Annotated in this window: 19 protein-coding genes and 3 pseudogenes; 12 read left to right on the forward strand and 10 right to left on the reverse strand. The window is 69.5% G+C overall.

Annotated elements, in window-relative coordinates; all coding sequences use genetic code 11:
* Positions 1–182: 182 nt before the first annotated feature.
* Positions 183–591: pseudogene (gene tnpA, locus ACWFR4_RS32675) on the forward strand (IS200/IS605 family transposase); the annotation flags it as partial.
* A 170-nt stretch (positions 592–761) separates the two neighbouring features.
* Here tnpA (ACWFR4_RS32675) and ACWFR4_RS32680 read toward each other — a convergent pair.
* Positions 762–1,138, reverse strand: a pseudogene (locus tag ACWFR4_RS32680) (fic family toxin-antitoxin system, toxin component).
* Between the two features lie 305 nt (positions 1,139–1,443).
* Here ACWFR4_RS32680 and ACWFR4_RS32685 point away from each other — a divergent pair.
* Positions 1,444–2,274, forward strand: a complete 831-nt coding sequence (locus ACWFR4_RS32685; protein WP_453469395.1) for a class I SAM-dependent methyltransferase — start codon at positions 1,444–1,446, stop codon at positions 2,272–2,274.
* Here the strand turns inward: ACWFR4_RS32685 and ACWFR4_RS32690 are convergent.
* From ACWFR4_RS32690 to tnpA (ACWFR4_RS32705), 4 genes and pseudogenes are all read right to left on the reverse strand, one after another.
* Positions 2,221–2,367, reverse strand: a complete 147-nt coding sequence (locus ACWFR4_RS32690) for a hypothetical protein (protein ID WP_453655742.1) — start codon at positions 2,365–2,367, stop codon at positions 2,221–2,223. The genes ACWFR4_RS32685 and ACWFR4_RS32690 overlap by 54 nt on opposite strands.
* Before the next feature lie 272 nt (positions 2,368–2,639).
* Positions 2,640–3,932 (reverse strand): hypothetical protein, encoded by a 1,293-nt coding sequence (locus ACWFR4_RS32695; protein WP_453655743.1) that lies wholly within the window; start codon positions 3,930–3,932, stop codon positions 2,640–2,642.
* A 14-nt stretch (positions 3,933–3,946) separates the two neighbouring features.
* On the reverse strand, positions 3,947–7,303 hold the full coding sequence (locus ACWFR4_RS32700; RefSeq protein ID WP_453655744.1) for an outer membrane protein assembly factor BamB family protein: 3,357 nt from the start codon (positions 7,301–7,303) through the stop codon (positions 3,947–3,949).
* A 178-nt stretch (positions 7,304–7,481) separates the two neighbouring features.
* Positions 7,482–7,886: pseudogene (gene tnpA, locus ACWFR4_RS32705) on the reverse strand (IS200/IS605 family transposase).
* Positions 7,887–8,366: 480 nt separating this feature from the next.
* Here tnpA (ACWFR4_RS32705) and ACWFR4_RS32710 point away from each other — a divergent pair.
* Together ACWFR4_RS32710 and ACWFR4_RS32715 are read left to right on the forward strand one after the other, a co-directional pair.
* Positions 8,367–9,779, forward strand: a complete 1,413-nt coding sequence (locus tag ACWFR4_RS32710) for an MFS transporter (RefSeq protein ID WP_453469754.1) — start codon at positions 8,367–8,369, stop codon at positions 9,777–9,779.
* A gap of 119 nt (positions 9,780–9,898) precedes the next feature.
* Positions 9,899–10,825, forward strand: a complete 927-nt coding sequence (locus ACWFR4_RS32715) for a DUF4232 domain-containing protein (protein ID WP_453655745.1) — start codon at positions 9,899–9,901, stop codon at positions 10,823–10,825.
* Positions 10,826–10,944: 119 nt separating this feature from the next.
* Here the strand turns inward: ACWFR4_RS32715 and ACWFR4_RS32720 are convergent, their stop codons facing one another.
* Positions 10,945–11,301: a hypothetical protein gene (locus tag ACWFR4_RS32720; protein ID WP_453655746.1), complete on the reverse strand. Its 357-nt coding sequence runs from the start codon at positions 11,299–11,301 to the stop codon at positions 10,945–10,947.
* A 522-nt stretch (positions 11,302–11,823) separates the two neighbouring features.
* Positions 11,824–12,471, reverse strand: coding sequence for a helix-turn-helix domain-containing protein (locus ACWFR4_RS32725; protein WP_453655747.1), 648 nt, complete (start codon positions 12,469–12,471; stop codon positions 11,824–11,826).
* Between the two features lie 99 nt (positions 12,472–12,570).
* Here ACWFR4_RS32725 and ACWFR4_RS32730 point away from each other — a divergent pair, with 99 nt between their 5' ends.
* The gene (locus ACWFR4_RS32730; RefSeq protein ID WP_453655748.1) at positions 12,571–13,587 is read left to right on the forward strand and encodes an NAD(P)/FAD-dependent oxidoreductase; all 1,017 of its coding nucleotides are present in this window, start codon (positions 12,571–12,573) and stop codon (positions 13,585–13,587) included.
* A gap of 434 nt (positions 13,588–14,021) precedes the next feature.
* Entirely contained in the window at positions 14,022–14,507 is a 486-nt protein-coding gene (locus ACWFR4_RS32735) for a nucleoside deaminase (protein ID WP_453469156.1), read from the forward strand.
* A gap of 144 nt (positions 14,508–14,651) precedes the next feature.
* Here ACWFR4_RS32735 and ACWFR4_RS32740 read toward each other — a convergent pair whose 3' ends face one another.
* Both ACWFR4_RS32740 and ACWFR4_RS32745 read right to left on the reverse strand, forming a co-directional pair.
* Positions 14,652–15,149 (reverse strand): GNAT family N-acetyltransferase, encoded by a 498-nt coding sequence (locus tag ACWFR4_RS32740; protein ID WP_453469155.1) that lies wholly within the window; start codon positions 15,147–15,149, stop codon positions 14,652–14,654.
* A gap of 109 nt (positions 15,150–15,258) precedes the next feature.
* On the reverse strand, positions 15,259–16,158 hold the full coding sequence (locus tag ACWFR4_RS32745) for a bifunctional helix-turn-helix transcriptional regulator/GNAT family N-acetyltransferase (RefSeq protein ID WP_453469154.1): 900 nt from the start codon (positions 16,156–16,158) through the stop codon (positions 15,259–15,261).
* A gap of 165 nt (positions 16,159–16,323) precedes the next feature.
* Here ACWFR4_RS32745 and ACWFR4_RS32750 point away from each other — a divergent pair, with 165 nt between their 5' ends.
* The gene (locus ACWFR4_RS32750) at positions 16,324–16,950 is read left to right on the forward strand and encodes a maleylpyruvate isomerase family mycothiol-dependent enzyme (protein WP_453655749.1); all 627 of its coding nucleotides are present in this window, start codon (positions 16,324–16,326) and stop codon (positions 16,948–16,950) included.
* Between the two features lie 318 nt (positions 16,951–17,268).
* Here the strand turns inward: ACWFR4_RS32750 and ACWFR4_RS32755 are convergent, their stop codons facing one another.
* Positions 17,269–18,126: an AraC family transcriptional regulator gene (locus tag ACWFR4_RS32755; RefSeq protein ID WP_453655750.1), complete on the reverse strand. Its 858-nt coding sequence runs from the start codon at positions 18,124–18,126 to the stop codon at positions 17,269–17,271.
* A 158-nt stretch (positions 18,127–18,284) separates the two neighbouring features.
* On the opposite strand from ACWFR4_RS32755, the gene ACWFR4_RS32760 reads away from it, so the two are divergent.
* From ACWFR4_RS32760 to ACWFR4_RS32780, 5 genes are all read left to right on the forward strand, one after another.
* Positions 18,285–19,118, forward strand: coding sequence for a phytanoyl-CoA dioxygenase family protein (locus ACWFR4_RS32760; protein WP_453655751.1), 834 nt, complete (start codon positions 18,285–18,287; stop codon positions 19,116–19,118).
* Positions 19,119–19,310: 192 nt separating this feature from the next.
* Positions 19,311–20,366 (forward strand): LacI family DNA-binding transcriptional regulator, encoded by a 1,056-nt coding sequence (locus tag ACWFR4_RS32765; protein WP_453469243.1) that lies wholly within the window; start codon positions 19,311–19,313, stop codon positions 20,364–20,366.
* 155 nt (positions 20,367–20,521) lie between these two features.
* Positions 20,522–21,763 carry an extracellular solute-binding protein gene (locus ACWFR4_RS32770; RefSeq protein ID WP_453655752.1) on the forward strand — a complete coding sequence of 414 codons (1,242 nt, stop codon included), beginning with the start codon at positions 20,522–20,524 and terminating at the stop codon, positions 21,761–21,763.
* Positions 21,764–21,767: 4 nt separating this feature from the next.
* The gene (locus ACWFR4_RS32775; protein ID WP_453655753.1) at positions 21,768–22,754 is read left to right on the forward strand and encodes a carbohydrate ABC transporter permease; all 987 of its coding nucleotides are present in this window, start codon (positions 21,768–21,770) and stop codon (positions 22,752–22,754) included.
* Complete coding sequence (locus tag ACWFR4_RS32780; RefSeq protein WP_389532736.1) at positions 22,751–23,638, forward strand: carbohydrate ABC transporter permease; 888 nt, start codon at positions 22,751–22,753, stop codon at positions 23,636–23,638. Before ACWFR4_RS32775 ends, ACWFR4_RS32780 begins: the two co-directional genes overlap by 4 nt.
* Positions 23,639–23,722: the final 84 nt, after the last annotated feature.

Genomic DNA, 23,722 nt, shown 5'->3' on the forward strand with positions numbered 1-23,722 from the left:
CCGTGCAACGCCTTACGGGAGGTCTCCCCCCGCTCGTACGCCTGGCGCGACAGCCAGTTCGCCGCATCGTTCACCGCGCACAGGGTGCGCTCAAGCGCCGACGCCACCTCAGGCGTCGGCATGAGGCGAACCTGCACGACAAGCTTCATACGAGCACCGTAGCTCGTGTCTATGACACCCCGATGGGAATCAATCCCGATATCCGCAGGGGTCGCAGCGTCGTACACGTTCTCCACGCACAGCTTGTCTTCGTACCCAAGTACCGGCGCGGAGTCTTCACCAACGAGATCCTGAACCGCTGCGAAGAGATCATGCGGGAGGTCTGCACCAAGGCCAACACCGAGCTACGCGAGTTCAACGGCGAACGCGATCACGTGCACCTCGTCATCCGCTACCCCCCAGGTCAAGCTGTCCGCCTTCGTCGGCAGCCTCAAGGGCGTCTGCGCCCACTATCTCCGCAAGGAGTACGCCGACCACATCCGTAAGTACCTGTGGGGCGAGCATTTTTGGTCCCCCTCGTACCTCGCGGCCTTCGCCGGCGGAGCACCGCTTTCTGTGATCAAGGAGTACATCGAGCAGCGGCAACGCCCGCTGGAACGCGGGCGTCAGATCAGTCCAGAGAAGCCATTCCTCCCGAGCCCTAAAGGGCCGGGATTCCTGGCTAGATCACGTTGAACATGTCAGCCGGGGAGCGAACTGCCAGACGTGGAGGCGGACTTCCTGACCAGTGTGCACGGACACCACGGCGACCGGGGCCCCGGTCAGCCCGCTGTCGGCCAGGAGCGCAGCAGGTCGGGATCTTCTCGACGGTGCAGGTGGGATCGCGCAGCAGGTCGCGGAGCGCGACGGCGTTGTCGCGGGTGGGTTCGACCTGGACGCCGGAGGCCTCCAGGTACATCACACCGGTCCCCGCGGCGACGGCGAGATCGGAGCGCTCCAGCCAGCGACAGCGGCCCAGTACGTGGACAAGGGCGGCGGCACGGGCGTAATGGCCCTGGTAGACGGGGTGTTCGAGGAGCTCGGCGCGATGGCAGGCGACGGCGGCGACGGGCACCCCGTAGTCCTCGGAGGCGGGGTCGTCGGCGCCGGCGATCTGGGCGACTTCCAGAGTCCAGGGGACGTCGATATGGAGCTCCATTTACGCGGCGTGTGCCCCCGGCCGGTGCTGATCAGCTTCTTCAGCCTGGTCGAAGTGCAGCTTCGTGTTCAGCCCCCTTGGGCCGGTTGGCTCAGACAGCACGGCGCGCCTCGGCTGTGCCGGTGGCCGCCGGTGGAGGATCGATGGCGCGGCGGCCTCGGGACGGGTCGCCCGGCACTGCCGCCCCACCGACGAAGAGGCCCGGCCATGAAACTGTTCGACGACCCGCCGTTCCAGCCCCTCGCCGACCAGGCACTGGAACTCATCAATGACCGTACGCTCGGCATCTCCCCCACGACCGCGACGTGAGCGCCACTCCGCGCGAAGACGTGCCGGGCGGCAGTCGCTACGGCGAGGCCGTCTTCCGTCCCGAACAGGCGGGCGAGGGCGAGCGCATCGACTTCGGCGCCCTCGCCTACGACGACATCACCATGGCGCGACTGCGAGCACTCGGCGTCGGCCCGGGATGGCGCTGCCTCGACGTGGGTGCAGGCACGGGCACGGTGTCCCGCCGGCTGCTGGACGAGGCCGGGGTGGCAAGTGTGCTTGCCGTGGACCGCGACGTGCGTTTTCTCAGCGCACGGCCCGTGCCCGGGCTCGACATGCTGGAAGCCGACATCACCGCCCCGGACTTCGCCGCCCCCGGCCGGTTCCGGCTCGTCCACGCGCGCTTCGTGCTGATGCACCTGCCCGAGCAGGACCGCTTGATCACGGAATTGGCCGAACTCGTCGCGCCCGGCGGTGTGCTGGTGCTCAGCGACGCTGTCGATCTGACGAGTGACCGGACGCCCGACACGCCGTACACCACGCTGATGCGGGCGATGTGGCAGGGACTGCGGGCCACCATCGGGACCGATATCTCCTGGGTTCCGTCCTACCCGCAGCTGCTGCGCGGGGCGGGGTTGGGGTCCGTCGCCGCCGAGATCCATGTGCCTCCGCTGCTGCCGGGCAGCCCCATCAGCCGCTTCTGGGCGGACACGTGGGAACGCAGCAGGGCGGCGATGCTCGCCACCGGCCTGGTCGATGACGCGGCCGTCGACGCGGCGGTCGGGTACCTGGACTCCGACGAATGCGCCGCTCTGTCAGCCGGCATGCTCACCGCCTGGGGATGGAAACCCGAGGATGGCCCGCGATGACCCTCCGAGGCCAGGGCCCCGCTGCTCGGACTCGAGATGCTTGCGGGCCCGGCTTGCGATCTTGCGGACGTTGACGACGTTGAATTGCAGCATCTCGGCGATATCGGCATAGGTGTATTCGAAGGCCTCGCGCAGGGATGTACACGGCCCGCTCAGTGGGGGTCAGCTTCTCCAGGACGAGCAGCAGCCTGATACCAGCGCGACGTGCCTGCGTACTGGAATCACGGGTTCCCCTGATCACCCCTCGCCCACGATGGCGCAAGGGCCAACTCGACGGCAGGCTCCAAGAGTTGACCGACGGCAGAACTGCCACGCAAGAGAGCGCCCAGCCCGGCAGCGAGCCGGACGGGGCGCTTGAACGGAATTCAGGGTGACAGGAGTTGGCCCGCTGCCAGGGCTGACGCCACCGTGCCGCCGACCACCACAGCCGAGGCCGCGAACACCGGAACCCTCAGGGTCCAGGTGCGCAGTGCCCGTGAGCGGAGCAGGCCGTCGAGCAGGGCATCACGACTGCGTAGCACAAGCACTCCGACACCGGTGAGCGTCAGGGCCATACCGACGCCGAACGCGGCCACCATCGCAAAGGCGACGGCCACCTTACCGGTGAGAAGCCCGGCCAACAGGACGAGGAACGCGGAAGGCGAGGGCAGTAGACCGCCGGCCGCGCCGAGCAGGACGAGCCCTCGCCACGTGAGCAGGGACGGCGCATCGGGGATGTGGTGACTGTGCCCGTGCTCATCGCCACCGCCGTGCCCGTGCCCGTGCTCATGGCCACCGCCGTGCCCGCGTTCGTGATGCGCCTGTGCATGCGCATCGACCTGCCTGCGGTGGCGTCGATGCGTGTGCAGCAGACGCACGCCAACTCCCACCACCACCAGCGCCGCGGCCAGTTGCAGCCAACCCGTGAGCGCCGCCACGTCCGGTGTGCGTTTCGCCATCAGCCACCAGCCGACCGCCAGGACCGCCACCGAGAACGTGTGCATCACAGCGACGACCCCGCCGAGCCACATCGCGTCGCGGGGCCGGCCCCGGCCACCCACGAGATACCCGGCGGCCAGCGACTTGCCGTGCCCGGGGGCACAAGCATGGAGCGCGCCCACGGCCGCAGCCACGAGCAGCGCCGTCGGAAGCGCCGCGCTGTGATCCAGCAGCGACGCCAGATCGGTCGTCCACGTCCCGCCCGCAGCCGACGAGCCGGTGCCTGAACCAGATTCGCCCGATACGAGGAAGAGCTCCCGCGTCGGCTCCTTCGCCGTGTGCAGTCCGCCGCCGCCCTGGTCTGTCACGGAGAGCGTGCGGTAGACGGGGTTGACGTCCGTCAGCGCGGTGACCGTCAGGCTGATGCGGTCCACCGGATGGGGGCAGACGAAGCGGAGCGTCATGCCGTCCGCCTTCGCGACGCGGCAGGGGGCTCCGTCCTGACGTATGACGATGTGCGAGCGCAGATAGCGGGATACGTCGCCGCCAGATTGCCTCTTCACGACGGCGATGTCGTCCTTCTGCGCGGACCAGGCCGCGTCCACGACATGTCCGCTCGCCTCGATCCTGACGACGGGCGGGGTGCCGAAGGGGTGCGCCTGCGCTGTCCCCGCGCTGCCGAAGAGCAGCACGGGGACAGCGGCCAGCAGGAGCAGCACCCCGGTGCGGAGTGATTGCACGATGGTGCTTCCTCTCAGTCCCGGCGCGCGGCCAGCGCGTGCACCGTGCCGTCGTCCGTGAGGGCGAAGACCCAGTCACCGCTGACGGAGAGCGCCGAAGCCACTCCCCCGCCGAGGTTGTACGCGGCCTGCTGCTTGCCGGTGGAACGGTCGAGAACCAGCAGGCGGCCGTCCCATGTCCCCACGTACACCGAAGACTTCGTCACCAAGGGGTGCATCGTGGGTGATCCCGCGCCGGCCGAGCACCCCATGGCGACGCGCCAAGGGTCGTCCAGCGGGCTCTTGCCCGGCAGATACCCGGCCTTGGTCTCCCACACCGGCTTCGACGGATCGGACGCACTCGTGTCGTAGGCGCGGACCACACCGTCGCGGCCCGCGACATAGGCGATGTCGCCCCACACGGCGGGGCTGGTGAGAGGGGCCCGGCCCGGCTCGCAGACGCTGCCGCCGCCGACCTTGGACTCCCAGGTCACCGCGCCCGTCTCCGGATCGTGCCCGCGGACGCCGTACGCCGTGAACGTCACCAGCTTCGCCGGGCCCGACGCGGGCTGCGTCAGCACCGGCGAGGAGTGGCTGTCGATGTCCCCTGCGGTGTCCTTCGCCCACAGCTGAGTGCACTTCGCAAGGTCCATCGCGATGACGGTGTTGCTCGACATGGAGTGCAGATAGGCCGTGTTGGAGCCGGGCTCGCGGATGGCGGTGCTGTGCGCCTGGCCCCAGGAGAACGCGGCCTCGAAGCCGCCCGGCGCCGGCACGCCGGTCTTGGCGTCCCGGCAGCGGATCATGTTCGCGTCCTGGTAGACGGCGACCGTACGGTCCTGGCCGGTGAGAGCGAAGACGCTCACCGGTCCGCCCGCGCGTCCGTAGCGGCGCACTGTGTCGCCGTGTGTCTCCTCACGGTCGATCGACTCCCAGGCGACATGCCCGTCCTTGGCGTCCAGGGCATAGATCCGACCGACGCCGGTCGTCAGATAGACCCGTCCCCCGTGGAGGGTCGGCGCCGACTCGGCGTCGCCGTCCAGGTAGGTACGCCAGAGTTCCCGGCCGGATGCGATGTCGTACGCGAGCATCATGCTGTAGGGCGAGTCGAAGGCGCGGGAGGAGACGATCAGCCTGCCGTCCGCGATCACCGAGCCGTTCAGGTTGAACTGCTCGCCGGTGTGCCGGGTCCACTTGAGGTCGAGCCGGTGGCCCGGGTTGTCGCCGCTCGCGGAACGTCCTGCCTCGTCACCGCCCTGCCTGAGCCAGTCCTGCCCGGTTCGCGGCTTGGTCAGCTCGGAGTCGGGGACGACGTCGAAGGTGCTCTTCTGCACCGGAAACGCCTTTCCCTTTGTGTCGTACGCCGTCGCCTCGGCTGTGTAGGTGCCGGGCCGTAGCCCGCGCAGCGGCGTGCCACTCGCCCGGGTCCACGCCCCGCGTGCGGCGGGGCAGGGCTCGGCCTTGCCGCCGGGCGGGGTGTAGCAGTTCTGGATGCCGGGCTCGGCGGCACCCGTGCCGAACCGCGCGTTCGCCCGCTTCACGACATGGCCCCGGCCGTCCCGCACGGTCAGCTCGGCCTTCGCGGGGGTACGGCCGTCGTCCTCCGTGTACACCTCGACGGGCACCCCGGCCCGCGTGCCGTGGACGCTGCCCTGCCCGGGGCTGACCAGGGCGGAGTCGTCATCGATGTCGAACTGCCGGTGGATGCCCGTCACATGACCGGTGTCCTCGTTGCGGCTCGTGCGCGGATCGTCGGTGATCCCGCTGAAGTCGAGCACCTTGTAGTCGGGGTGGGCTCCGTCGATGCCGTACGTGCCCTGATTGTTGATCTCGACCGCCCTCTTGAAGGCGCCCCGCCGGAACTCCGCCTGCTGGTTGTGCCCGGCCGCGACCATCCGCACGTCGTACTTGGCCAGCTCGTCGATGGTCGGCTGCAGCCCCGCGCCGGGGCCCCACTGGGTGAACAGCGAGCGGTGCGCGAAGACCAACACCTGTTTACCGACCGCGTGCTGGGCCAGGTCCCTGCGCAGCCACTCCAGTTGCGGTCCGAGCCCGCTCGCGTCGTAGTTGTCCTCCAGCACCACGACGTGGCGGCCGTTGCGGTCGAAGCTGTACCACTCGGGAGCGAGGTTGCGGCGGTAGTACTCCAGGCTGCCCGCATACCCCTTGGACGTGGCCGTGCCGCCGACATCGTGGTTGCCCATCACGGGGTAGAAGGGGTGCCCGAGCCGCCCCTCCTCGAGTCCCTTGCTGAACAGGTCGTACGCACCCTGACGGCGCGGCTCTTCCGCGTAGTCCGTGACGGTCAGGTCCCCGGTCGCGATCTGCATCGTCGCACCGTCGACCTCCGACATCGCCCGCACCTGGCCGGTCCACTGGGGCAGCGCCGTGCGCGCTTCGGCGTCGGTGCGGTTGCCGACCTCCGGGTCGGAGTTCATCACCCACTTCTCGGTGGGCCGAGAGGCGTTACGGTCCGGTACGAGCGCGAAGTCGACGCCGGTGCCACCGGTCTCGGGGACCTTGTGGAAGAACCGCGGGATGTAGTCCTTGCGCAGAGCCGGGTTGTATCCGTCGGGCGAGACGATGCTGACGAGATCCGTCTCGCGTCGCGCCGGATCGATCTCCAGGGTGTACGAGCCGTCGGCGCGGGTCGTTGTCCACGCGGCACCGTCGGTGACATCGACGCCGGGCATGGCCCGCTCGCCCTTGTCCCGCTTGCCGTTGGCGTTGCCGTCCCTGAAAACGGCGCCCTTCACGGTGACGGTGGGCGGTGCCGCGCCGTCGGCGAACGCGGCCTGGGGCGCGAGGCAGGACAGGGCCACGGCTCCGGCGGTCACGACGTGGAAACGGCGGCCTGTACGCAGGCCACGGAGCAGGGACGGCAATGACCGGGCGGCGAGTACGAGCGCGACACCGCCCGCCGCCACGAGCACGACGGTGAGCCAGGGGAACTCCGGCGGCGCATGTGCGCCCTTGGCATCCACGAGGGGCGTGGCCGCGGACGCGTCGGCCGCGGTGCCCTCGAACTCGACGACGACCTGGCTCAGTCCGCCCTTCTTCAGCAGCGTGCTCAGGTCGAGCGCGTCGAGACGGCAACTCCACGCCATTTCGATCACGACACCGCCGGGAACCCCACCGTCGTCACCGGGCACACCCGAGCCCGTGGCCGGGCAGCCGGCCGGCAGCACCTTGGATGCCCAGGCACCGGCATCGGCGGCGGACACCACATCGCGGTGCACGATGAGACGGCCGCTGGTTACGTTTACCCCCGTGGTGACGACGAGTTCGGCATGCTCGCGCGAGACATGCGCCATGGCAGGCTGGGCGCCGGCGCCCAGCACGAGGAACAGCAGTACGAGACAGAGCCCGCCTGCTGCGCGTATGTGATTCATAACGGCGGAGACTAGTCAGAATTCGTCACATCGGAGCCAAGATCGAACGACCTTAACTGGGTCGCCCCCAAGAGTTCAGCAGGATCTAGCGCGGAACCCCGGGCGTTCACCGCCCGGGAGGAAGCGCTTCTCTGGACTGTTCTGACCTGCAGGTTCTCACGGGTCCGCATGGTTGACCTCAGCCGGGACGCTTCTGGTTGTCGATGTACTCCTTGATGATCGACAGCGGGGCGCCCCCGCACGAGGCGGCAAAGTACGAGGGCGACCAGAAGTGGTCGCCCCACAGGTACTTGCGGATATGTCCGGGAAACTCCTGGCGGAGCCTGCGGGCACAGACGCCCTTGAGGGAGCCGGCCAGCCGGGATGGGGAGAGCTTCGGCGGGTAGTGCACCAGCAGGTGCACGTGATCGGTCTCGCCGTTGAACTCGACCAGCTCTGTTTCGAAGTCCGCGCAGACGGCGCGCATGACGTCCTCGCAGCGTCGAGGGATCTCGTCGGTGAACGGTCATGGTCCGTGCCGGTATTTGGGTGTGAAGACCAAGTGGGCGTGGACGGTGTGGACGACCGTGCGACCTCTGCAAATAGGAACGGGTGACCGGCCCACGTAGGGCGCGCAGGACGGCGTCAGCCGTCGCAGGTCCGCGGGCTGCGCGGATCGATGGTGAGGTCCCATGGGCGCAGCCCGGACGGAACCGGGGCTCGCGGAGGGGTCGGCGCCGGCAGGTCGAAGGCCCCGGCGGAGTGGTGTGTACCGGTGGGGGACGCTTCGACGCGGGCGTCACACGGCCCGGCCCGGGACGCCGGGGATCCTGGCGTCGCTGCGTCCGGGCGGAGCCACTGCCCGACTTTGGGGCCTGCGGCCCGGTGCGTCAAGGGCCCTGCGGAGAACAAGCCCGCGTGAGGGAACCCGGGCTCCGGTGCGGTATGGCGTGACTCGGCCGACGGTCCATCTGCGCGCCGCATCGGGTGCGGTCCTGGTCCGATGCGGCGCGCAGTTCAGCGTGAGAGCCTGACACGGTGCCGGGCTCCCGAGGGAGACGTGTTCCTGAACTACCGTGTTGCCATGGTGCGTGCCGGTGGTCCCAAGGCCTGTGGTCCGGACAGGTCTGCGGCTTCGGGCCGGTCCCTTGCCCCGCTGCTCGCGGTCTGTGCGGGCTACTTCATGGTCATCCTGGACGTGACCATCATCAACGTCGCCGTTCCGGTGATGGGGCGGGAACTGTCGGCCTCGCTGACGGGGATCCAGTGGATCACCAACAGCTACACCCTGATCTTCGCCGGCCTGCTGCTCACCGGCGGCGCGCTGGGAGACCGGCTGGGCAACCGCCGGATCTTCTGCACGGGTGTGGTGGTGTTCACCGCCGCCTCGGCCGGCTGCGGACTGGCCCGGAGCACCGGGACCCTGATCGCCGCCCGGCTGGTGGAAGGACTCGGCGCGGCATTGATCGTGCCCGCCTCCCTCGCTCTCCTCCAACAGGCGTACCCCTCACCCGCCGAGCGCTCCCGGGCCTTCGGCCTGTGGGGCTCCATGGCCGGCATCGCCGCCTCTGCCGGCCCCCTCCTGGGCGGCCTCCTGGTCACGACCGTGGGCTGGCGCTGGGTGTTCTTCATCAACCTGCCCGTCGGATGCGTCTGCCTGCTGCTCACGCTGCGCCGAGTGCCCGCTTCGGCCCGGCGCACGGACCGCCCCGTGGACTGGCCGGCCCAGTGCGCGATCATCGCGACGGTGGCCCTGCTGACCGCCGTACTGAACGAGGCCGGACGGCGTGGCTGGACGGACCCGCTGATTCTGGCCGGAGCCGGCCTGTGCCTGCTGACAGCCGCCGCGTTCGTCCTGCGCGAGCACCTGGCCCGCACCCCCGTGCTGCCCCTGCGGCTGCTGCGCTCCCGCCCGATGAGCGGCGGAGCGGCCATCGGCCTGCTGTTCAACTTCGCCTTCTACGGCATGATCTTCACCGCCAGCCTGTACTTCCAGCATCAGCGCGGCCTGACCGCTCTGCGCACCGGGTTCGCCCTCTTCCCTGCGGTGGCCATGACGATGTTCGCCTCCGTCCTGTCCGGACGGCTGGCACGCCGCACCGGGCACCGCCCGCTTGTGGTCACCGGCTTGCTCGTTGGAGCAGCGGGGCTGGCCGGCTGGGCCGCGGCCGGACCGAACCCGGACTACGCATTGCTCGTGGCGCCGATGATGGCGGCGGGCTTCGGCACGTCCTTCGCCCTCACCGGGGCCACCACCACCGTGATGGCAGCTGCCCCGGACGAGTACTCCGGCACCGCCTCCGCCCTGTTCAACACCACCCGTCAGGTCGGCAGTGCCGCAGGCGTCGCGCTGGGAGGCTCCCTGCTGGCCGCCGCGGGCAACTTCACCACCGGGCTGCGGACCAGCATGGCCATCGGCGCTGCCGCGTACCTGACGGCCGCTGCCCTTGCGCTCTTCTGCGTCCCGCGGCGGGCGCACCGCCCCGTCACCGACTGAACGGCGGCGTGCAACGCCGTAGAACAATGCTTCAGCAAGCGCCCGCCTGTAGCACTTTCGTGACCGGAATTATGGCCTCCGTCATACACGCGTGGCCCAGGCCCTGCTGAGGTGATCGAATGCGAAGACCCGCTTCCCTTCTGCCTGTTCTGGCCGCGACCGCCCTGCTCCTCACCGCCTGCGGGACCGAGCACGCCGGCCCCGGGAACACCGGCGCCGACGCGGCCGAACCGCCGCCCCGCACGCAGGTCGACGACCCGGGCAAGGACGGCGTACGCATCACATCGCTGACGCTCCCGTCGGCCTCTCCCTCGCCCACGCGAAGCACGTCCGTCTCCGCCGACAGCCTCCCCGCGGACTCAGGGGTCCTTGCCGCCTACGAGGTCACCAACAACGGCACCAAGAGCCTGACTTACTCAGTCGTGTTCACCTTCATGAGCAGTGACGGCGGAGCCGTGACCAACCAGACCACGACGGTGCGCGACGTCGGCCCCGGGAAGACCGTGCGGGGCACGATCCGGGCGGGGGAACTGCCGCCCGCCGCCCCGCGGGTGACGCAGGCCAAGGTCCTCGAAGTGACCACGGTCCCCGCAGGCGAAGCGCCCGCAGAGCCGGGCACGTGCCCCGCCTCCGGCATCCGGGTCAGCGCCGACAAGGGCGACGCGGCCATGGGACTGCGCGTCGTGGGCCTGCATCTCGACAACTGCGGCAAGCGCAACTACACGGTCGACGGCTACCCGTTGCTGGAACTTCTGGACGACGATCTCGACCCCGTGGACGGCGTCCAGATCCTCGACGGCAGCGGCGACATCACCACCGGTGCCGGGCCCGACGAGCCGCCACGGCCCATCACACTCAAGCCCGGCGAGTCGGCAACAGCCGGCCTGGTATGGCGCAACACCACCGAGGCCGGTACGGCAGTGAACGTTCCCCATGTGCGGGTCCGGGCGAAGGCCGGTGCCGACCCCGTGACCGTAACCCCGCACCTCGACCTCGGAACCACCGGAGAGCTCGGGGTAAAACCGTGGGCGAAGGCGGAGCGCTAGGGCGAGTCCGCAAGGGCCCGATGCCCCGTCAGGTCAGGCCGGGTGTGCTGAGCTCAACGCGGTGTGCGGCCCCGGCTATAACCGGGGTCCGCACACCTCGCTGTCAGACACACAAACGGTCAACGTCCTCCACGCCCACCGCCGTTGTCGAATCCACGTCCGTGGTCACCGAAGCCACCGCGGCCGTTGTCGAATCCGCGTCCGTGGTCGCCGCGGTCGAATCCGCGACCGTAGTCACCGCGGTCAAATCCGCGGTAGCCGTGCCTGTAGTTGTGACCGCCGTACCAGCAGTCGTTGTCGTTGTACCAGCTCCAGCGGTGGTTGTTGTAGGAGTCGCTGTAGCCGGAGCCGTGGTGGCTCGAGTGGTTGCCCGTGTTCGCCGACGCCGTCCCGGCCGCTCCGATCGCGGCGCCACCAGCCATCAGAACGCCAGTAGCTGTCACCGCGAAGATGCGCTTCACGCGAAGTGCTCGCATGAGACCTTTCTCCTTTCCATCGTCTCTCGCGCACCCGAGCGCGAGATGGATGGCCGCGCACGCAAGAAGGACAGGGCGCGCGGTCGATATGACACCGCTTTGGAAATTGAGAAACGCGCCGTGGCCATCCACCGGCCGTGCCGGCCGTGTACGGCTCCACGCGCGAGCCCCGCAGCAGCAGTCGCGCTGCCCACCGCGAGAAGACTTCGCCAATGTGGCGCGTCCGGGTTGCGGCTCTCCACTAAACGCTACTCCGTATCCGCCGCACGTCACCTTGAGAAGGCACCGGTCCCGGTACCGAAAGCCGGGCGACCGGCCCGACCTGCGCCTCACGGCCGCAGATTCACTGGTTGCACAGCCATCTGCACATCCACCGGATGCTCCGGCCGTCATAAGTGGCACAGCCTCACGTCAGCGGACCGTTGGGGGACTTCCGCGTCGGGGTCGAGGGTGTCCGGCTGACCGCCGGAGCCGGCGACATCACTGGTGGGGGTGCAGTGAATCGCCTGCCGCGGCGCGAGGTCAGGGGCGGGGGCCACCGGGTCCGCAGTCGCCGCCGACGCCTTTGCTGCCGCTGCCGCTGCCGTTATCACTGTTGCCATCGCTGCCGCTGTCGCGCTGGTGACCGCGGCGGGCGTCACGGTCGAAGATGCCCAGGATCTCGCAGGGGCCTCCTTCGGCGCCGATGGCGTGCGGGAGCATGGTGGGGAATTCCGCGGCCTGGTTGGTCTCGATCCGGAAGCGGCGGTGGCCGAGCATGAGGGTCGCGGTGCCGGACAGGACGACGAGCCATTCCCGGCCGGGGTGTGCACGCATGCGTGAGGGGTCGTCCGGGGGCGGTTCGGTCATCCGCTGACGCATGACGCTTATTCCCGGGTCGCCTTTGACGGGCCAACGCATCAGGCCGTGGGCCGCGTCGATCCTCGGGCTGATGATGACGTCGTCGGACGCGGTCTCCACGAGCTGGTCCAAAGATGTGTCGAGGACGCGGGCGAGAGTGACCAGCTGGTCCAGAGCGAGGCGGCGCTGGCCGTTCTCGATGCGGGAGAGCGTGGACTGGCTGACGTTGGCGCGGGTGGCCAGCTCCTCCAGGGACCAGCCCTGTGCCACGCGCAGGGCGCGGATCCGTTTGCGTACGAGGCTGTCCAGCTCGCCATCATTTTGCGTCATGGGCAACATCGTATGCCTGTGATGCAACCGAGGGTTACGTTCGCTCATGCGGTGACTCGGGAAAGGTGGGGTCACGCCTGAGCGAAAGGGTGCGAGGACATGACTGTGACGGCTTCTGCGTACGCGACCGACGCGCTGCCCCGGACGACCGTCGACGCCGTGGTGATCGGCGGCGGTGCCGCGGGGCTGAACGGTGCGCTGATACTCACCCGCTCCCGCCGCTCGGTCGTCGTGATCGACAGCGGCACACCCCGCAACGCGCCCGCCGAGGCCATGCACGGCTTCATCGTGCTGGACGGCATGCCGCCCGCCGAGCTGCTCGAGCAGGGCCGGGAGCAGGTGCGCCACTACGGCGGGCGGGTCGTCTTCGGCGAGGTGGCCTCCGCCGAGCCTGCCGCCCCCGGTGGCGGGGGCGATCCGCGTTTCACGCTCACCCTGGCCGACGGCCGCACCCTGACGGCGCGTCGCGTACTGGTGGCCACCGGGTTGCGGGACGTGCTGCCCGACGTGCCCGGCCTCGCCGAGCACTGGGGGCACGGCGTGGTGCACTGCCCGTACTGCCACGGCTGGGAGGTGCGCGACCAGCCCATCGGCATCCTCGCCACCGGCCCCGCCTCGCTGCACCAGGCGCTGCTGTTCCGCCAACTGACCGACGACCTGGTCTACTTCACCCGCGGAACCGAGCTGGACGAGGACACCCGCGCGCGCTTCGCCGCCCGCGCCATCCGCATCATCGACACCCCGGTGCAGGACGTCGTGAAGAGCAAGGACGGCGGCATCGCCGGAGTCCGCCTGACCGACGGCACGTTCGCGGCCCGCCGCGTCCTCGCGGTCGCCACCAGGATGCAGGCCCGCACCGAGGGCCTCGACGGCCTGAAGCTGCCGATGGAGGACCTGCCCGACAACATGGGCCGCCGCTTCGCCTCCGGCACGGCCGGCACCACCGAGGTGCCGGGCGTGTGGGCGGCCGGCAACGCCACCGACCTGACCGCCAAGGTCGGCGCTTCCGCCGCGGCAGGCGCCCTGGCCGGCGCCCACATCAACGCCCACCTGGCCGTCGCCGACACCGACGCGGCCCTCGCCGCAGCACAGGGCGGCACCACCATCACCGCCTGACACCCGGGGCCCGCACGGGCCCACTGCACATCAAACGGTGCGCCGGCAGCCGCCCGCCCGCCCCGTCCACCCGGCGACCGACCATGCTCCGGCGCCGACTCAGCCTGCCCTTCACCGACCCCATATGCCCTGTTTGAGTGGACTTCGGCGTCCAGGCGGGGATCGCCCTGGTCCTCTACCCGTTCTTCCAGGCCGTGTTCGGCTGGTCGGGACTGCTGTCGACAACTCAACCAGGTCATCTCCTGCAACGACCCCGTCCTGACCTATTTCTGGGCCCAACGGTGCTGCCGTGCCGACGATCGCGCCGCAACTGCCGCTCGGTGGCGCGTCGCGCAGCCGCAGACCCGCCGACTACAGCACCGGTGCGGGCCTGGCCCCGAAGCCCGTGTGAGCATGGCGTGCGCATATCCGTGTCGAGCGCCGGAAGGGCTTTGATGGACACACGTGAGCTGGACCATTTGCGCCGGTGCGTCGAGCTGGCTGCCGAGGCGCTGGAGGCCGGGGACGAGCCTTTCGGCTCGGTGCTCGTGGACGGTACCGGAACCGTCCGCGCCGAGGACCGCAACCGGGTGGCGGACGGCGACGCCACCCGCCACCCCGAGTTCGAACTCGCCCGCTGGGCAGCCGGGAATCTCTCACCTCAGGAGCGTGCCGCCGCCACCGTCTACACCTCGGGTGAACACTGTCCGATGTGCTCGGCCGCGCACGCCTGGGTCGGGCTGGGCCGCATCGTGTACGTGGCGTCTTCGGCCCAGTTGTCCGGGTGGCTAGCCGAATGGGGCCGCCCCCAGGCACCCGTGCGCAGCCTGACCATCCAGGAGGTAGCTCCCTCGGTCGAGGTGGAGGGCCCCGTCGACGAACTCGTGCCCGCCGTCAAGGAGTTGCACCGACACCTGGCACAACAGTCATCCAGCTCCTGACCGGCCACACCCGCTCTCCCACCCGCCTGGTCGGTGCCAGGGCCGGGCAGTGACTCGTTCCCGTACGCGGCCGTTCGGTTCCCTGGACCGCCTCCTTGCAGCCGTTTCCCCGCCTGGTCCGGCCGCGTCGGACCATCAGGTTGGTCAAGTGGCGGGCGCCAGCGACAGCCACTCCTGCCAGGTGATGTCGCGGCCCAGATAGCGGGGCTTCCGGAAGGGCCAGCCGGCGGCGATCCACTCGGGCACGAGCGCGTCGAGCGCGCGCTCCGCCTCGCTGCCTACGAGATCGTCCACCACCCACCAGGAGATCTCGCCGTCGGAGCCGGTGCGCTCGGGAGGATCGATGTAGACGCAGCCGAGGACAGCCGTCTCTTCCTCGTCCAGCAGCGCGTAGTTGAAGGACTGGTGCGCTGCTATCTCCTTCTCGTGGCGCAACAGATCGATGCGGTCCTCTTCATAGGTCATCGTCTCGTTCGGCCATGCCCAGGCCGGACCGAAGATCTCCCACAGCCGCTTCTGGGAGCCCATCACAGCCGGGTAGTCGAGCGCCGTGTCGGCCTCGCGGATCGGCCGCAGGTGCAGCGCAGTACGGGGCACGGGCACATGGACGGGGTGGACGAAGTCATCCGGGAGCCAGCTCATGGGAGCGAGGCTACAACCGGCCGACGCGCAGGTGGTCCACACGGCGCAGTTACTCGCACGCACCAGGCGTGTTCACCATCCGGCACGCAACCCGCCAGCCCCGCAGTCCTCAACCCGACGGCAGTGTGCTGATCCGCTTCTCGAACCAGTGGTGGGCGTACGGCTCGTCGTTGAAGGCGGCGACCTCCTGGAAGCCACAGGACCGATACAGGCCGATCGCTGCGGTGAGTGCCTTGTTGGTGTCCAGGCGCAGTACGTCGCAGCCGCGCCGGGCGGCCCTCGCCTCCAACTCGGCCAGGAACCGGCGGCCGAGACCGAGGCCCCGGGTGCGGGGATCGACCCACATGCGTTTGATCTCGGCCGGGGCGCCGGCCGGCAGCTTCAGACCTGCGCAGCCGACAGGCTCGCCGTGCAGCCGGGCGACCATGAACAGGCCGTGCGGCGACCGGAGTTCGCCCGCGTCGGGCAGCAGGCTCCGCGCGGGGTCGAATCCGGTCTCGAAGCGTTCCCGCACTTCGGCGAAGTAGGACCGCAGGCAGTGCTGGGCGTCCGGGCGGTCCGGGTCGACCACGTCCAGCGTGACCGTCGCGGCCGTCAGCAGACGGTCGACCTCAGCCATGGCCGCCACCAGCCGGGCGCGCTGGTCGGTGTTGAGCGGCTCCAGGAGAGAGCCGGCCAATTCGTCGCTACGCCGGTCGAGCACGGCGAACTCCGCGCGACCCGCATCGGTGAGACGTACGGTGCGCACCCGCCTGTCCTGCGGCTGCGGTTCCACCGTCACCAGGCCGTCCGTCTCCAAGGAGCGCAACAGCCGGCTGACGTAGCCGGAGTCGAGCCCGAGGCGTTCGCGCAGCCACCGTACGTCCCGGCCTTGCACGCCGATCTCCCAGAGCAGCCGCGCCTCGGCGACGGGTCGATCGAGGCCCAGGTAGTGATCGTGCAGCACGCCCACACGTTCAGTGACCGTACGGTTGAACCGCCGCACCGCGTCGATCTGCGTCACATCCATACCTCTGACTTTAGTTAGAGAATCGAAGTTGGCCAGCCCCTGCGAGCAGGTGGGACACACCGCAGGACCGCTCGTCGCGGAACGGATGCCCCGCAGGCCGGACGATGAGTTCTCGCCGTCCCCGAAGTCCTAGCCGGCAGAGGCTGGGCCGATGAAGGAGAAGCCGTGACGGACGATGTCTGGGCAATCGTGCACGCCGAGCGTGCGGCGCTGATCGACGACCTCGCGCACCTGGAGGACGATCAGTGGCTGAAGCCGTCGCTCTGTGACGGATGGACCGTGCACGACGTGCTCGCCCATCTGGTCGACACAGCCCGCACGACACGCCTCGGCTTCGTGAAGGACCTGGCTCTCGCACGGTTCGACTTCAATCGCCAGAACACCCGTGGCGTGGAACGCGAACGCCGGAGCACACCGCAGGAGACCCTGGAGCGGTTCCGTCAGGTGGCATCGCGCACATCGACCCCTCCGGCGCCCCTCGACAGCCGGCTCGTCGAAGAAATCGTCCACGGCGAGGACATCCGCCGGCCCCTCGGCCTCACCCGCGCCTACCCCGCGCAGGCCGTTGTCAGATCACTCCGCTTGCAGACACGCACCCCGGCGTCCTTCGGCGGCGCCAAGGAACTACTGACGCGCCTCCAACTCACCGCGATGGACGCAGACTTGACGATCGGAACCGGGCCAGAGGTCAACGGATCTGCGCTTTCTCTGCTTCTGGCTGTGATGGGGCGCCGGGTGGCACTCGGCGATCTCCACGGCCCCGGCGTCGCCACTCTGGCGGAAGGTGCCTGACCCCTCTCGTCGGGGCTGCCCAGCCCGCGGCACGGGGCGGCCCGCCGGCCCCAGGCCCAGCCCCAAGAGCCAGCCCCAGGGCGGCACATCACCCGGACTCGGCGCCGTTCGTGTTGTCAACGGCACGCTGTTGTGGCTGCAGGACAGTGCCTCGTCAGGCGCTCTGCGCGGCTGCCTGGAAGAGCACTTCGGGACCAGGCCGGAAGCGACCTGCGGGACCAGCCGACACGACCGGCGTGACGGCACAGTCGGCAGCCGGGCGAAGCGGCCGGCGTGGTACGGCCTGGAAAGCAACAGGCGGGTCGGACCGGCCCAGGCTCACCTGGGCAGATGAGCTGCCCGGTACTCGCTGGGCCGCATGCGTTGCAGCTGCAGGAAGCGGCGGTTGAAGTTGGAGAGGTTCTGGTATCCGCTGCGGGCCGCCACCTCCGTGACAGGCAGCTCGGTCGACGCCAGCAGTCGGCAAGCGGTCTCCGTGCGCAGCTGGTTGACATAGTCGGTGAGGGTGCGGCCCATGGTGCGGCGGAAGAAGCGGCTGAACGAGGTCGGTGCCATGTGCGCGATCGCGGCGATCTCGACGAGCTCGACCGGTCGGGTGTGTGCCCGCTGGAGGTGGCGGCAGACGTCGTCGACGCGGCGGCGCGCCTCGGTGTCGGGAGCGGGTGCGTACCCCGGCCTGGTCAACAGGGCTGCGTCGTCGACGTGGTGGGCGAGACGTCCCAGGACGGCCAGCAGAGCGACCGTGGCCGCCGCGCTGTCACGCTGTTCCGGCAGGCCGGTGAGCCGCGTGCGCACGGCGTCGGAGGTGCGGGTGAACAGGAGGCCACGGGCGGATCGCGCCAGCAGCGTACGCACAGCGCGAAACTGTGGCAGCGCGAAGAAGTCCGGGCCGAGGAAGTCGTAGCGGAACTGGGCGACGGCGGCCTCGGCGACGCCGTCGGGGTGCGGCCGCGATACGAAGGTGTGGGGGACGTCGGGGCCGATCAGCATCAGGTCCCCGGGCGCGTACGGCTCGACGGTGGTACCCACGTAGCGCGTGCCCGATCCCTCGGTCATCAGCACCAGCTCGTACTCGGCGTGATAGTGCCAGCCGAAGTCGAAGGCGCTCTCACGCCGGATGAAGCTCTTGAAGGTGGTGTCCTCGGGGAGACTCCATCGTTCGTGGCGCGGTTTCACGGCGTGGAGACTAACGCAGGCGGGCCCGGCGCTTGCGGGGCAACTGAGTACCGGAACGGGTCATTGGCGGCGTAGCCCCCGCGGGCGTCCGCTGCGACGGTGGAGACCTGCCTCCCGCAGGACCAGCACCACGCCGATACAGCGAGGAGAAGTCCGCCATGACCGTTACGGCGACGTCGCCGATGCCGGAACTCGACCGCCCCTACGACGGCCTGCCGTCGAACGCCGTGGCGGACTTCGACCGGGACGGGTTCGCGCATCTGCGGAACGTGCTCACGCCCGAGACGATCGCCGCGTACGAGCCGACGATCACCTCGGAGGTGATCCGGCTCAACACCCAGGACCTGCCACTGGCGGAGCGTGACACCTATGGCAAGGCGTTCCTTCAGGTGACGAACCTGTGGGAACACAACGAGAAGGTGAAGGAGTTGGTGTTCTCCCGGCGTCTCGCGCAGATCGCCGCCGAGCTGCTCGGTGTGCACGCGGTGCGGCTCTACCACGACCAGGCGCTGTACAAGGAGCCGTCCGGCGGCATCACGCCCTGGCACGCCGACCAGTACTACTGGCCGCTGTCCTCAGACCGCTGCGTGACCGTCTGGCTGCCGCTGCAGGAAACCCTTATGGAGATGGGCCCGCTCGCCTTCGCCCGCGGCAGCCACCACTTCGCGTACGGCCGCGACCTGCCCATCTCCGACGAGTCCGAGGCCCGCCTCAAGCAGACCGTCAGCGAGCAGAACTTCGAGGACGTCGTGGAGCCGTTCGCGCTCGGCGACGCGAGCTTCCACCGGGGGTGGACCTTCCACCACGCGGGGCCCAACCGCGCCGCCGTCCCGCGCCGCGTCATGACGGTGATCTATATGGACGCCGACATCCGCGTCGCCGAGGCCACGAACGACCACCAGGCCGCGGACCGCGGCTGGATGCCCGGCACGGCGATCGGCCAGGTCCCGGACACTCTGCTCAACCCCGTGCTGTACGACGCGCGCCGCTGACGACACCGCACGCGCAGGCACCCAGGCACCCAGGCCAGCGGCCACCGCCACCAGCACCAGCACCAGCACCAGCACCTGGTATGTTGCCCCGGCACCCGGCCCGACCGTAGGCTGAATGCGCTTTCAGCAACGACGGCGGGCAGCCGGGCACGCCACAGGGTGCCGGGCGAAGGGGCGAGGCGAGACAGCAAGATGACCACTCCCACGGTGTACGACGTAGCCGAACAGGCGGGCGTCTCCATCGCGACCGTGTCGCGCGTCTACCGCAATCCCGACGCGGTCCGGGCGGCGACCCGCGACAAGGTCCTGGGCGCGGCGCGCGAACTCGGCTATGTGCCGAGCGGCAGCGCCCGCGGGCTCGCCAGCCGCGCGACCGGAGTGCTGGGACTCTGCTTCCCCGACTTCCATGACACCGAGGCGGAGCACGCGCCGGGCGCCGAGGACGCCGAGCTGGTGCTCTACTCGGACCAGGTCATCCGCGGCATGGAGCGCGCGGCGCGGCGTCAGGGCTACGCGCTGCTGATCTCGGCCGCGCACGCCGACCAGGCCGGCCGGCAACTCGCCGAGGTGGCGGGGCGCGTGGACGGTCTGGCGGTGCTCGCGCAGTCGCTGACCGAAGAGGATCTCGACGTCGTGGGGCGTCGGCAGCCCGTCGTCCTGCTGGCCGGGGAGCGGCACGCCGGCTACGACCATGCCGAAGTGGCCAACTTCGACGGCCAGTTGGAGCTGACGCGGCACCTGATCGTCGACCACGGGCTGCGCCGTCTCGCCTTCGCCGGCGGCCCGGCCGACTCACCTGACGGCGAGGCGCGCTTCCGTGGCTTCCAGGCCGCCCATCTGGAGGCCGGACTGCCGTTGCCGAAGGCACCCGACACCAGAGGTGACCTCACCCAGGCCGCGGGCCGCAAGGCCGCGCTGGAGCTCCTCGACCGGGACGAGGCCATGCCCGACGGCCTGGTGTTCGCCAATGACCAGATGGCGGTGGGCGCGCTGCACGCCCTGGAGGCGCGCGGTGTTGCCGTCCCGGACGACATCGCCGTGACCGGCTTCGACGGGATCCCGCTGAGTCGTCTGGTGCGGCCGACGCTGACGACCGTGCGGCAGCCGACCGGGCGCCTGGGCGAGGTGGCCGTGGAGCTGCTGATCGCCCGGCTCCACCAGCGCGACCGGGCGGCCGAGGTACGCGTGCTGCCGGTGACGGTGACGCGCCGGGCGAGCTGCGGATGTGCAGAGGAACGCACAGCTTGAGCGGGGCGTAACCGCCCTTTGCAGGCTATGCGTTCGCGGATTTCCGCACGTTTACGGAAGCGTTACCTCCAGACCCCTTGAGTCGGTCCGCCTCGTACTACAGGGTCATGTATGCGCTTACGTACAGCGCATACATGAATGTGTTGGAGGGCCCCATGACACGCACCAAGTCCGTCAGCGTCGCCGCGACCGTGGTGGTGACGGCGCTCGCCCTGACCTCCTGCGGAAGCGGCGGGGGCGAGCAGGTGGCAGCGGACAAGAAGCAAACGCTCACGGTGTGGGCCATGGGCGAGGAGGGCACCCGCCTCAAGGCGGTCACCGACGAGTTCACCAAGCAGCACCCGAACATCACCGTCAAGGTCACCCCGGTGGGCTGGGACGTCGTGCACCAGAAGCTGGTGTCGGCCATCGCCGCCAAGAAGACCCCGGACATGGCGCAGATGGGCTCCACGATGATGGGCGAGTTCATCGCCCTGGACGCTCTGGAGCCGGTGGACACCAAGACGTTCAAGAAGTCCGACTTCTTCCCCGCCACCTGGGACAGCAACGTCCAGGACGGGACCGCGTACGGCGTTCCCTGGTACGCCGACACCCGCGCGCTCTACTACCGCACCGACCTCGCCGAGAAGGCCGGCGTCGACAAGGCCCCCACCACGTGGAAGGAGCAGCAGGCCCTCGCCGCCGCCTACCAGAAGGCGGGCGCCGAGTGGGGCACGGACCTGCAGCCCAGCAGCACCGGCGCCTGGCAGAGCTGGGTGCAGTACCTGTACTCGGCCGGCGGCGAACTGATCGGCGAGGACGGCAAGCCGGCCCTCGACTCCCCCGCGGCGATCCGGGCGTTCACCGAGTGGGCCGGCTACTTCAAGAAGGGTCTGGCCAAGAAGACCTTCACGCCCGGGTACGACGTCACCAAGGACTTCGCCTCCGGCAAGCGGCCGATGTTCCAGTCCGGCCCGTGGATGGTCGCGAACATCGACGACCAGCAGCCGCAGATCAAGGGCAAGTACAAGGTCGTGCCCGTCCCGGCGGACAAGACCTCGACCTCCTGGGTCGGCGGCGCGTCCCTCGTCACGTTCAAGAACAGCGCGCACAAGGCGGCGGCCGAGGAGCTGACCCAGTACCTCACCACGCCGAAGACGCAGGCCAAGTGGTACGAGGCGGACAAGGCGCTGCCGGCCAACAAGGCCGCCTGGGACGAGCCCGCCCTCAAGGGCGGCGGCGACTCGCTCGCCACCTTCAAGACCTCGCTCGACACGGCGAAGGCGATCCCGCCGCTGGAGAAGTGGAACGAGTTCGCCGCGGCCGTCGAGGGCGCCCTGGCGAAGATCTCGCAGGGCGCGGACCCGGCGGCGACCGCGAAGGCGCTGCAGAAGACGGCCGAGGGGCTGGTGGGCTGACCCCGTGAGCACCACCACCGCACAGGCCGGTACGCCTGGTGCCGGGCAGGACGCAGTGGTGCCGAAGGCCCAGGACGACGGCGCCGGTCCCGACCGGCGCCGTCGGGACCGGCTGTCCCGCCACCATCTCGCCGGCTGGCTGTTCTCCACGCCGTTCCTGGTCCTGTTCCTCACCTTCATGGCGTTCCCGATCGTGGCCACGCTGTTGATGAGCTTCACCGACTTCGGTCTGCGCAACGTCACTGATCCGCTGTCGGCGCAGTTCGTGGGCCTGGACAACTACACGAAGCTGTTCCAGGACGACAAGTTCGTCAAGGCGCTCTTCAACACCGGGTACTTCGTGATCCTCGGCGTGCCGCTCACCATCGGCAGCGGCCTGGCGGCCGCGGTGCTGCTCAACTCGGGCATCGACCGGCTGCGCACCTTCTTCCGCGTCGGCTTCTACGCGCCGGTCGTCACCGCCATCGTGGCCGTCGCCGTCATCTGGCGCTTCGTCCTCGACCCCAGCGAGGGCCTGATCGCGGGCCTCGGCCACCAACTCGGCATCCAGACACCGGACTTCCTCGGCTCCGAGACACTCGCGATGCCCTCACTGATCATGATGGCCGTCTGGCGCAACATGGGCTCGGCGATGGTCCTCTTCCTCGCCGGTCTGCAGGCCATTCCGACGGAGGTTCGGGAGGCGGCACGGATCGACGGCGCGGGGATCTTCCAGGAGTTCCGCAGGATCACGGTGCCGCTGCTGCGGCCCACCATGCTCTACGTCGCCGTCATGACCACGATCGGCTTCCTCAACGTCTTCGAGGAGCCGTTCGTGATGACCGACGGCGGCCCGAACGACAGCACCCTGACGATCTCGCTGCACATGTACCGCGAGGGCTTCGACTTCTTCCACATGGGCTACGCCAGCGCCATGGCGTACGTCCTGTTCGTGATCGTCCTCGCGATCACCACGCTCCAGCTCCGCCTCCTGAAGGACAAGACGTCATGAGCACGACTGAGACCCGGGCCCCGCTCGCGGCCCCGGCGAGCAAGGCGCGGCGGGACCCGGCGGCCCGGGCCCGTCGGACACTCGTCTACGTCCTGCTCACCGTCGGACTGATCGTGACGGTCGCGCCGTTCCTGTGGATGGCGCTGTCGTCGTTCAAGACGCAGCGGGAGCTGGGCGCGAGCCCACCGGTGTGGTGGCCGTCCGAGTGGACCCTGGACAACTTCCGGGAACTGCTCGACAGGATGGACGTGGGGCAGGCGCTCTTCAACTCCCTGCTCGTGGCTGTGTTCGTGACCGTCTGCAATCTGCTGTTCTGCTCGATGCTCGGCTACGCCCTGGCGAAGCTGAACTTCGCCGGGAAGCGGCCGATCTTCGGCATCGTGCTCGGCGCGCTGATGGTGCCCGGCAACCTCATGCTGCTGCCCATGTTCGTGATGATGAGCGCGATGGGGCTGATCGACAGCTATGCCGCGCTGATCCTGCCGTTCGCGGCCGGGGCCTTCGGCGTCTTCCTCATGCGGCAGTTCATCCAGGCCATCCCGGACGAGCTGCTCGAGGCGGCGCGGATGGACGGCGCCCGCGAGTGGTACATCTTCTGGCGGATCGTGCTGCCGCTGGTCAAGCCGGCCCTCGCGACGCTGTCGATCTTCGTGTTCCTCGGCTCCTGGAACAACTTCCTGTGGCCGCTGGTCGCCACCAACGACCCGGGCAAGTACACACTCCCGGTCGCGCTCGCCACGTTCGCCACGGATCCGACCCAGGCGGACGGTTCCAACGGCGTCCTGATGGCAGGGGCGTTCCTCGTGGTGCTGCCGGTGCTGCTTGTCTTCGTCCTGCTCCAGCGCTTCTTCACCCAGGGCATCGCCACCGCCGGGCTGAAGTAGCCCTTTCCACCGGCCGGTTCCCGTCCCGTGTCACGGGAGCGGGGACCGGTGAATCCGTACGCCAAGAATGTATGCGCATCCATT

This window comes from Streptomyces sp. NPDC055140 (assembly GCF_053607285.1).

What these genes read in the sequence shown, in the direction of transcription:
- ACWFR4_RS32715 (WP_453655745.1), top strand. Translation starts at nt 9,899, where the DNA reads ATGCGAAGACCCGCTTCCCTTCTGCCTGTTCTGGCCGCGACCGCCCTG.
- ACWFR4_RS32720 (WP_453655746.1), bottom strand. Translation starts at nt 11,301, where the DNA reads ATGCGAGCACTTCGCGTGAAGCGCATCTTCGCGGTGACAGCTACTGGC.
- ACWFR4_RS32765 (WP_453469243.1), top strand. Translation starts at nt 19,311, where the DNA reads ATGACCACTCCCACGGTGTACGACGTAGCCGAACAGGCGGGCGTCTCC.
- ACWFR4_RS32700 (WP_453655744.1), bottom strand. Translation starts at nt 7,303, where the DNA reads ATGAATCACATACGCGCAGCAGGCGGGCTCTGTCTCGTACTGCTGTTC.
- ACWFR4_RS32735 (WP_453469156.1), top strand. Translation starts at nt 14,022, where the DNA reads ATGGACACACGTGAGCTGGACCATTTGCGCCGGTGCGTCGAGCTGGCT.
- ACWFR4_RS32730 (WP_453655748.1), top strand. Translation starts at nt 12,571, where the DNA reads ATGACTGTGACGGCTTCTGCGTACGCGACCGACGCGCTGCCCCGGACG.
- ACWFR4_RS32740 (WP_453469155.1), bottom strand. Translation starts at nt 15,149, where the DNA reads ATGAGCTGGCTCCCGGATGACTTCGTCCACCCCGTCCATGTGCCCGTG.
- ACWFR4_RS32780 (WP_389532736.1), top strand. Translation starts at nt 22,751, where the DNA reads ATGAGCACGACTGAGACCCGGGCCCCGCTCGCGGCCCCGGCGAGCAAG.
- ACWFR4_RS32725 (WP_453655747.1), bottom strand. Translation starts at nt 12,471, where the DNA reads ATGACGCAAAATGATGGCGAGCTGGACAGCCTCGTACGCAAACGGATC.
- ACWFR4_RS32760 (WP_453655751.1), top strand. Translation starts at nt 18,285, where the DNA reads ATGACCGTTACGGCGACGTCGCCGATGCCGGAACTCGACCGCCCCTAC.
- ACWFR4_RS32745 (WP_453469154.1), bottom strand. Translation starts at nt 16,158, where the DNA reads ATGGATGTGACGCAGATCGACGCGGTGCGGCGGTTCAACCGTACGGTC.
- ACWFR4_RS32690 (WP_453655742.1), bottom strand. Translation starts at nt 2,367, where the DNA reads ATGCTGCAATTCAACGTCGTCAACGTCCGCAAGATCGCAAGCCGGGCC.
- ACWFR4_RS32710 (WP_453469754.1), top strand. Translation starts at nt 8,367, where the DNA reads ATGGTGCGTGCCGGTGGTCCCAAGGCCTGTGGTCCGGACAGGTCTGCG.
- ACWFR4_RS32770 (WP_453655752.1), top strand. Translation starts at nt 20,522, where the DNA reads ATGACACGCACCAAGTCCGTCAGCGTCGCCGCGACCGTGGTGGTGACG.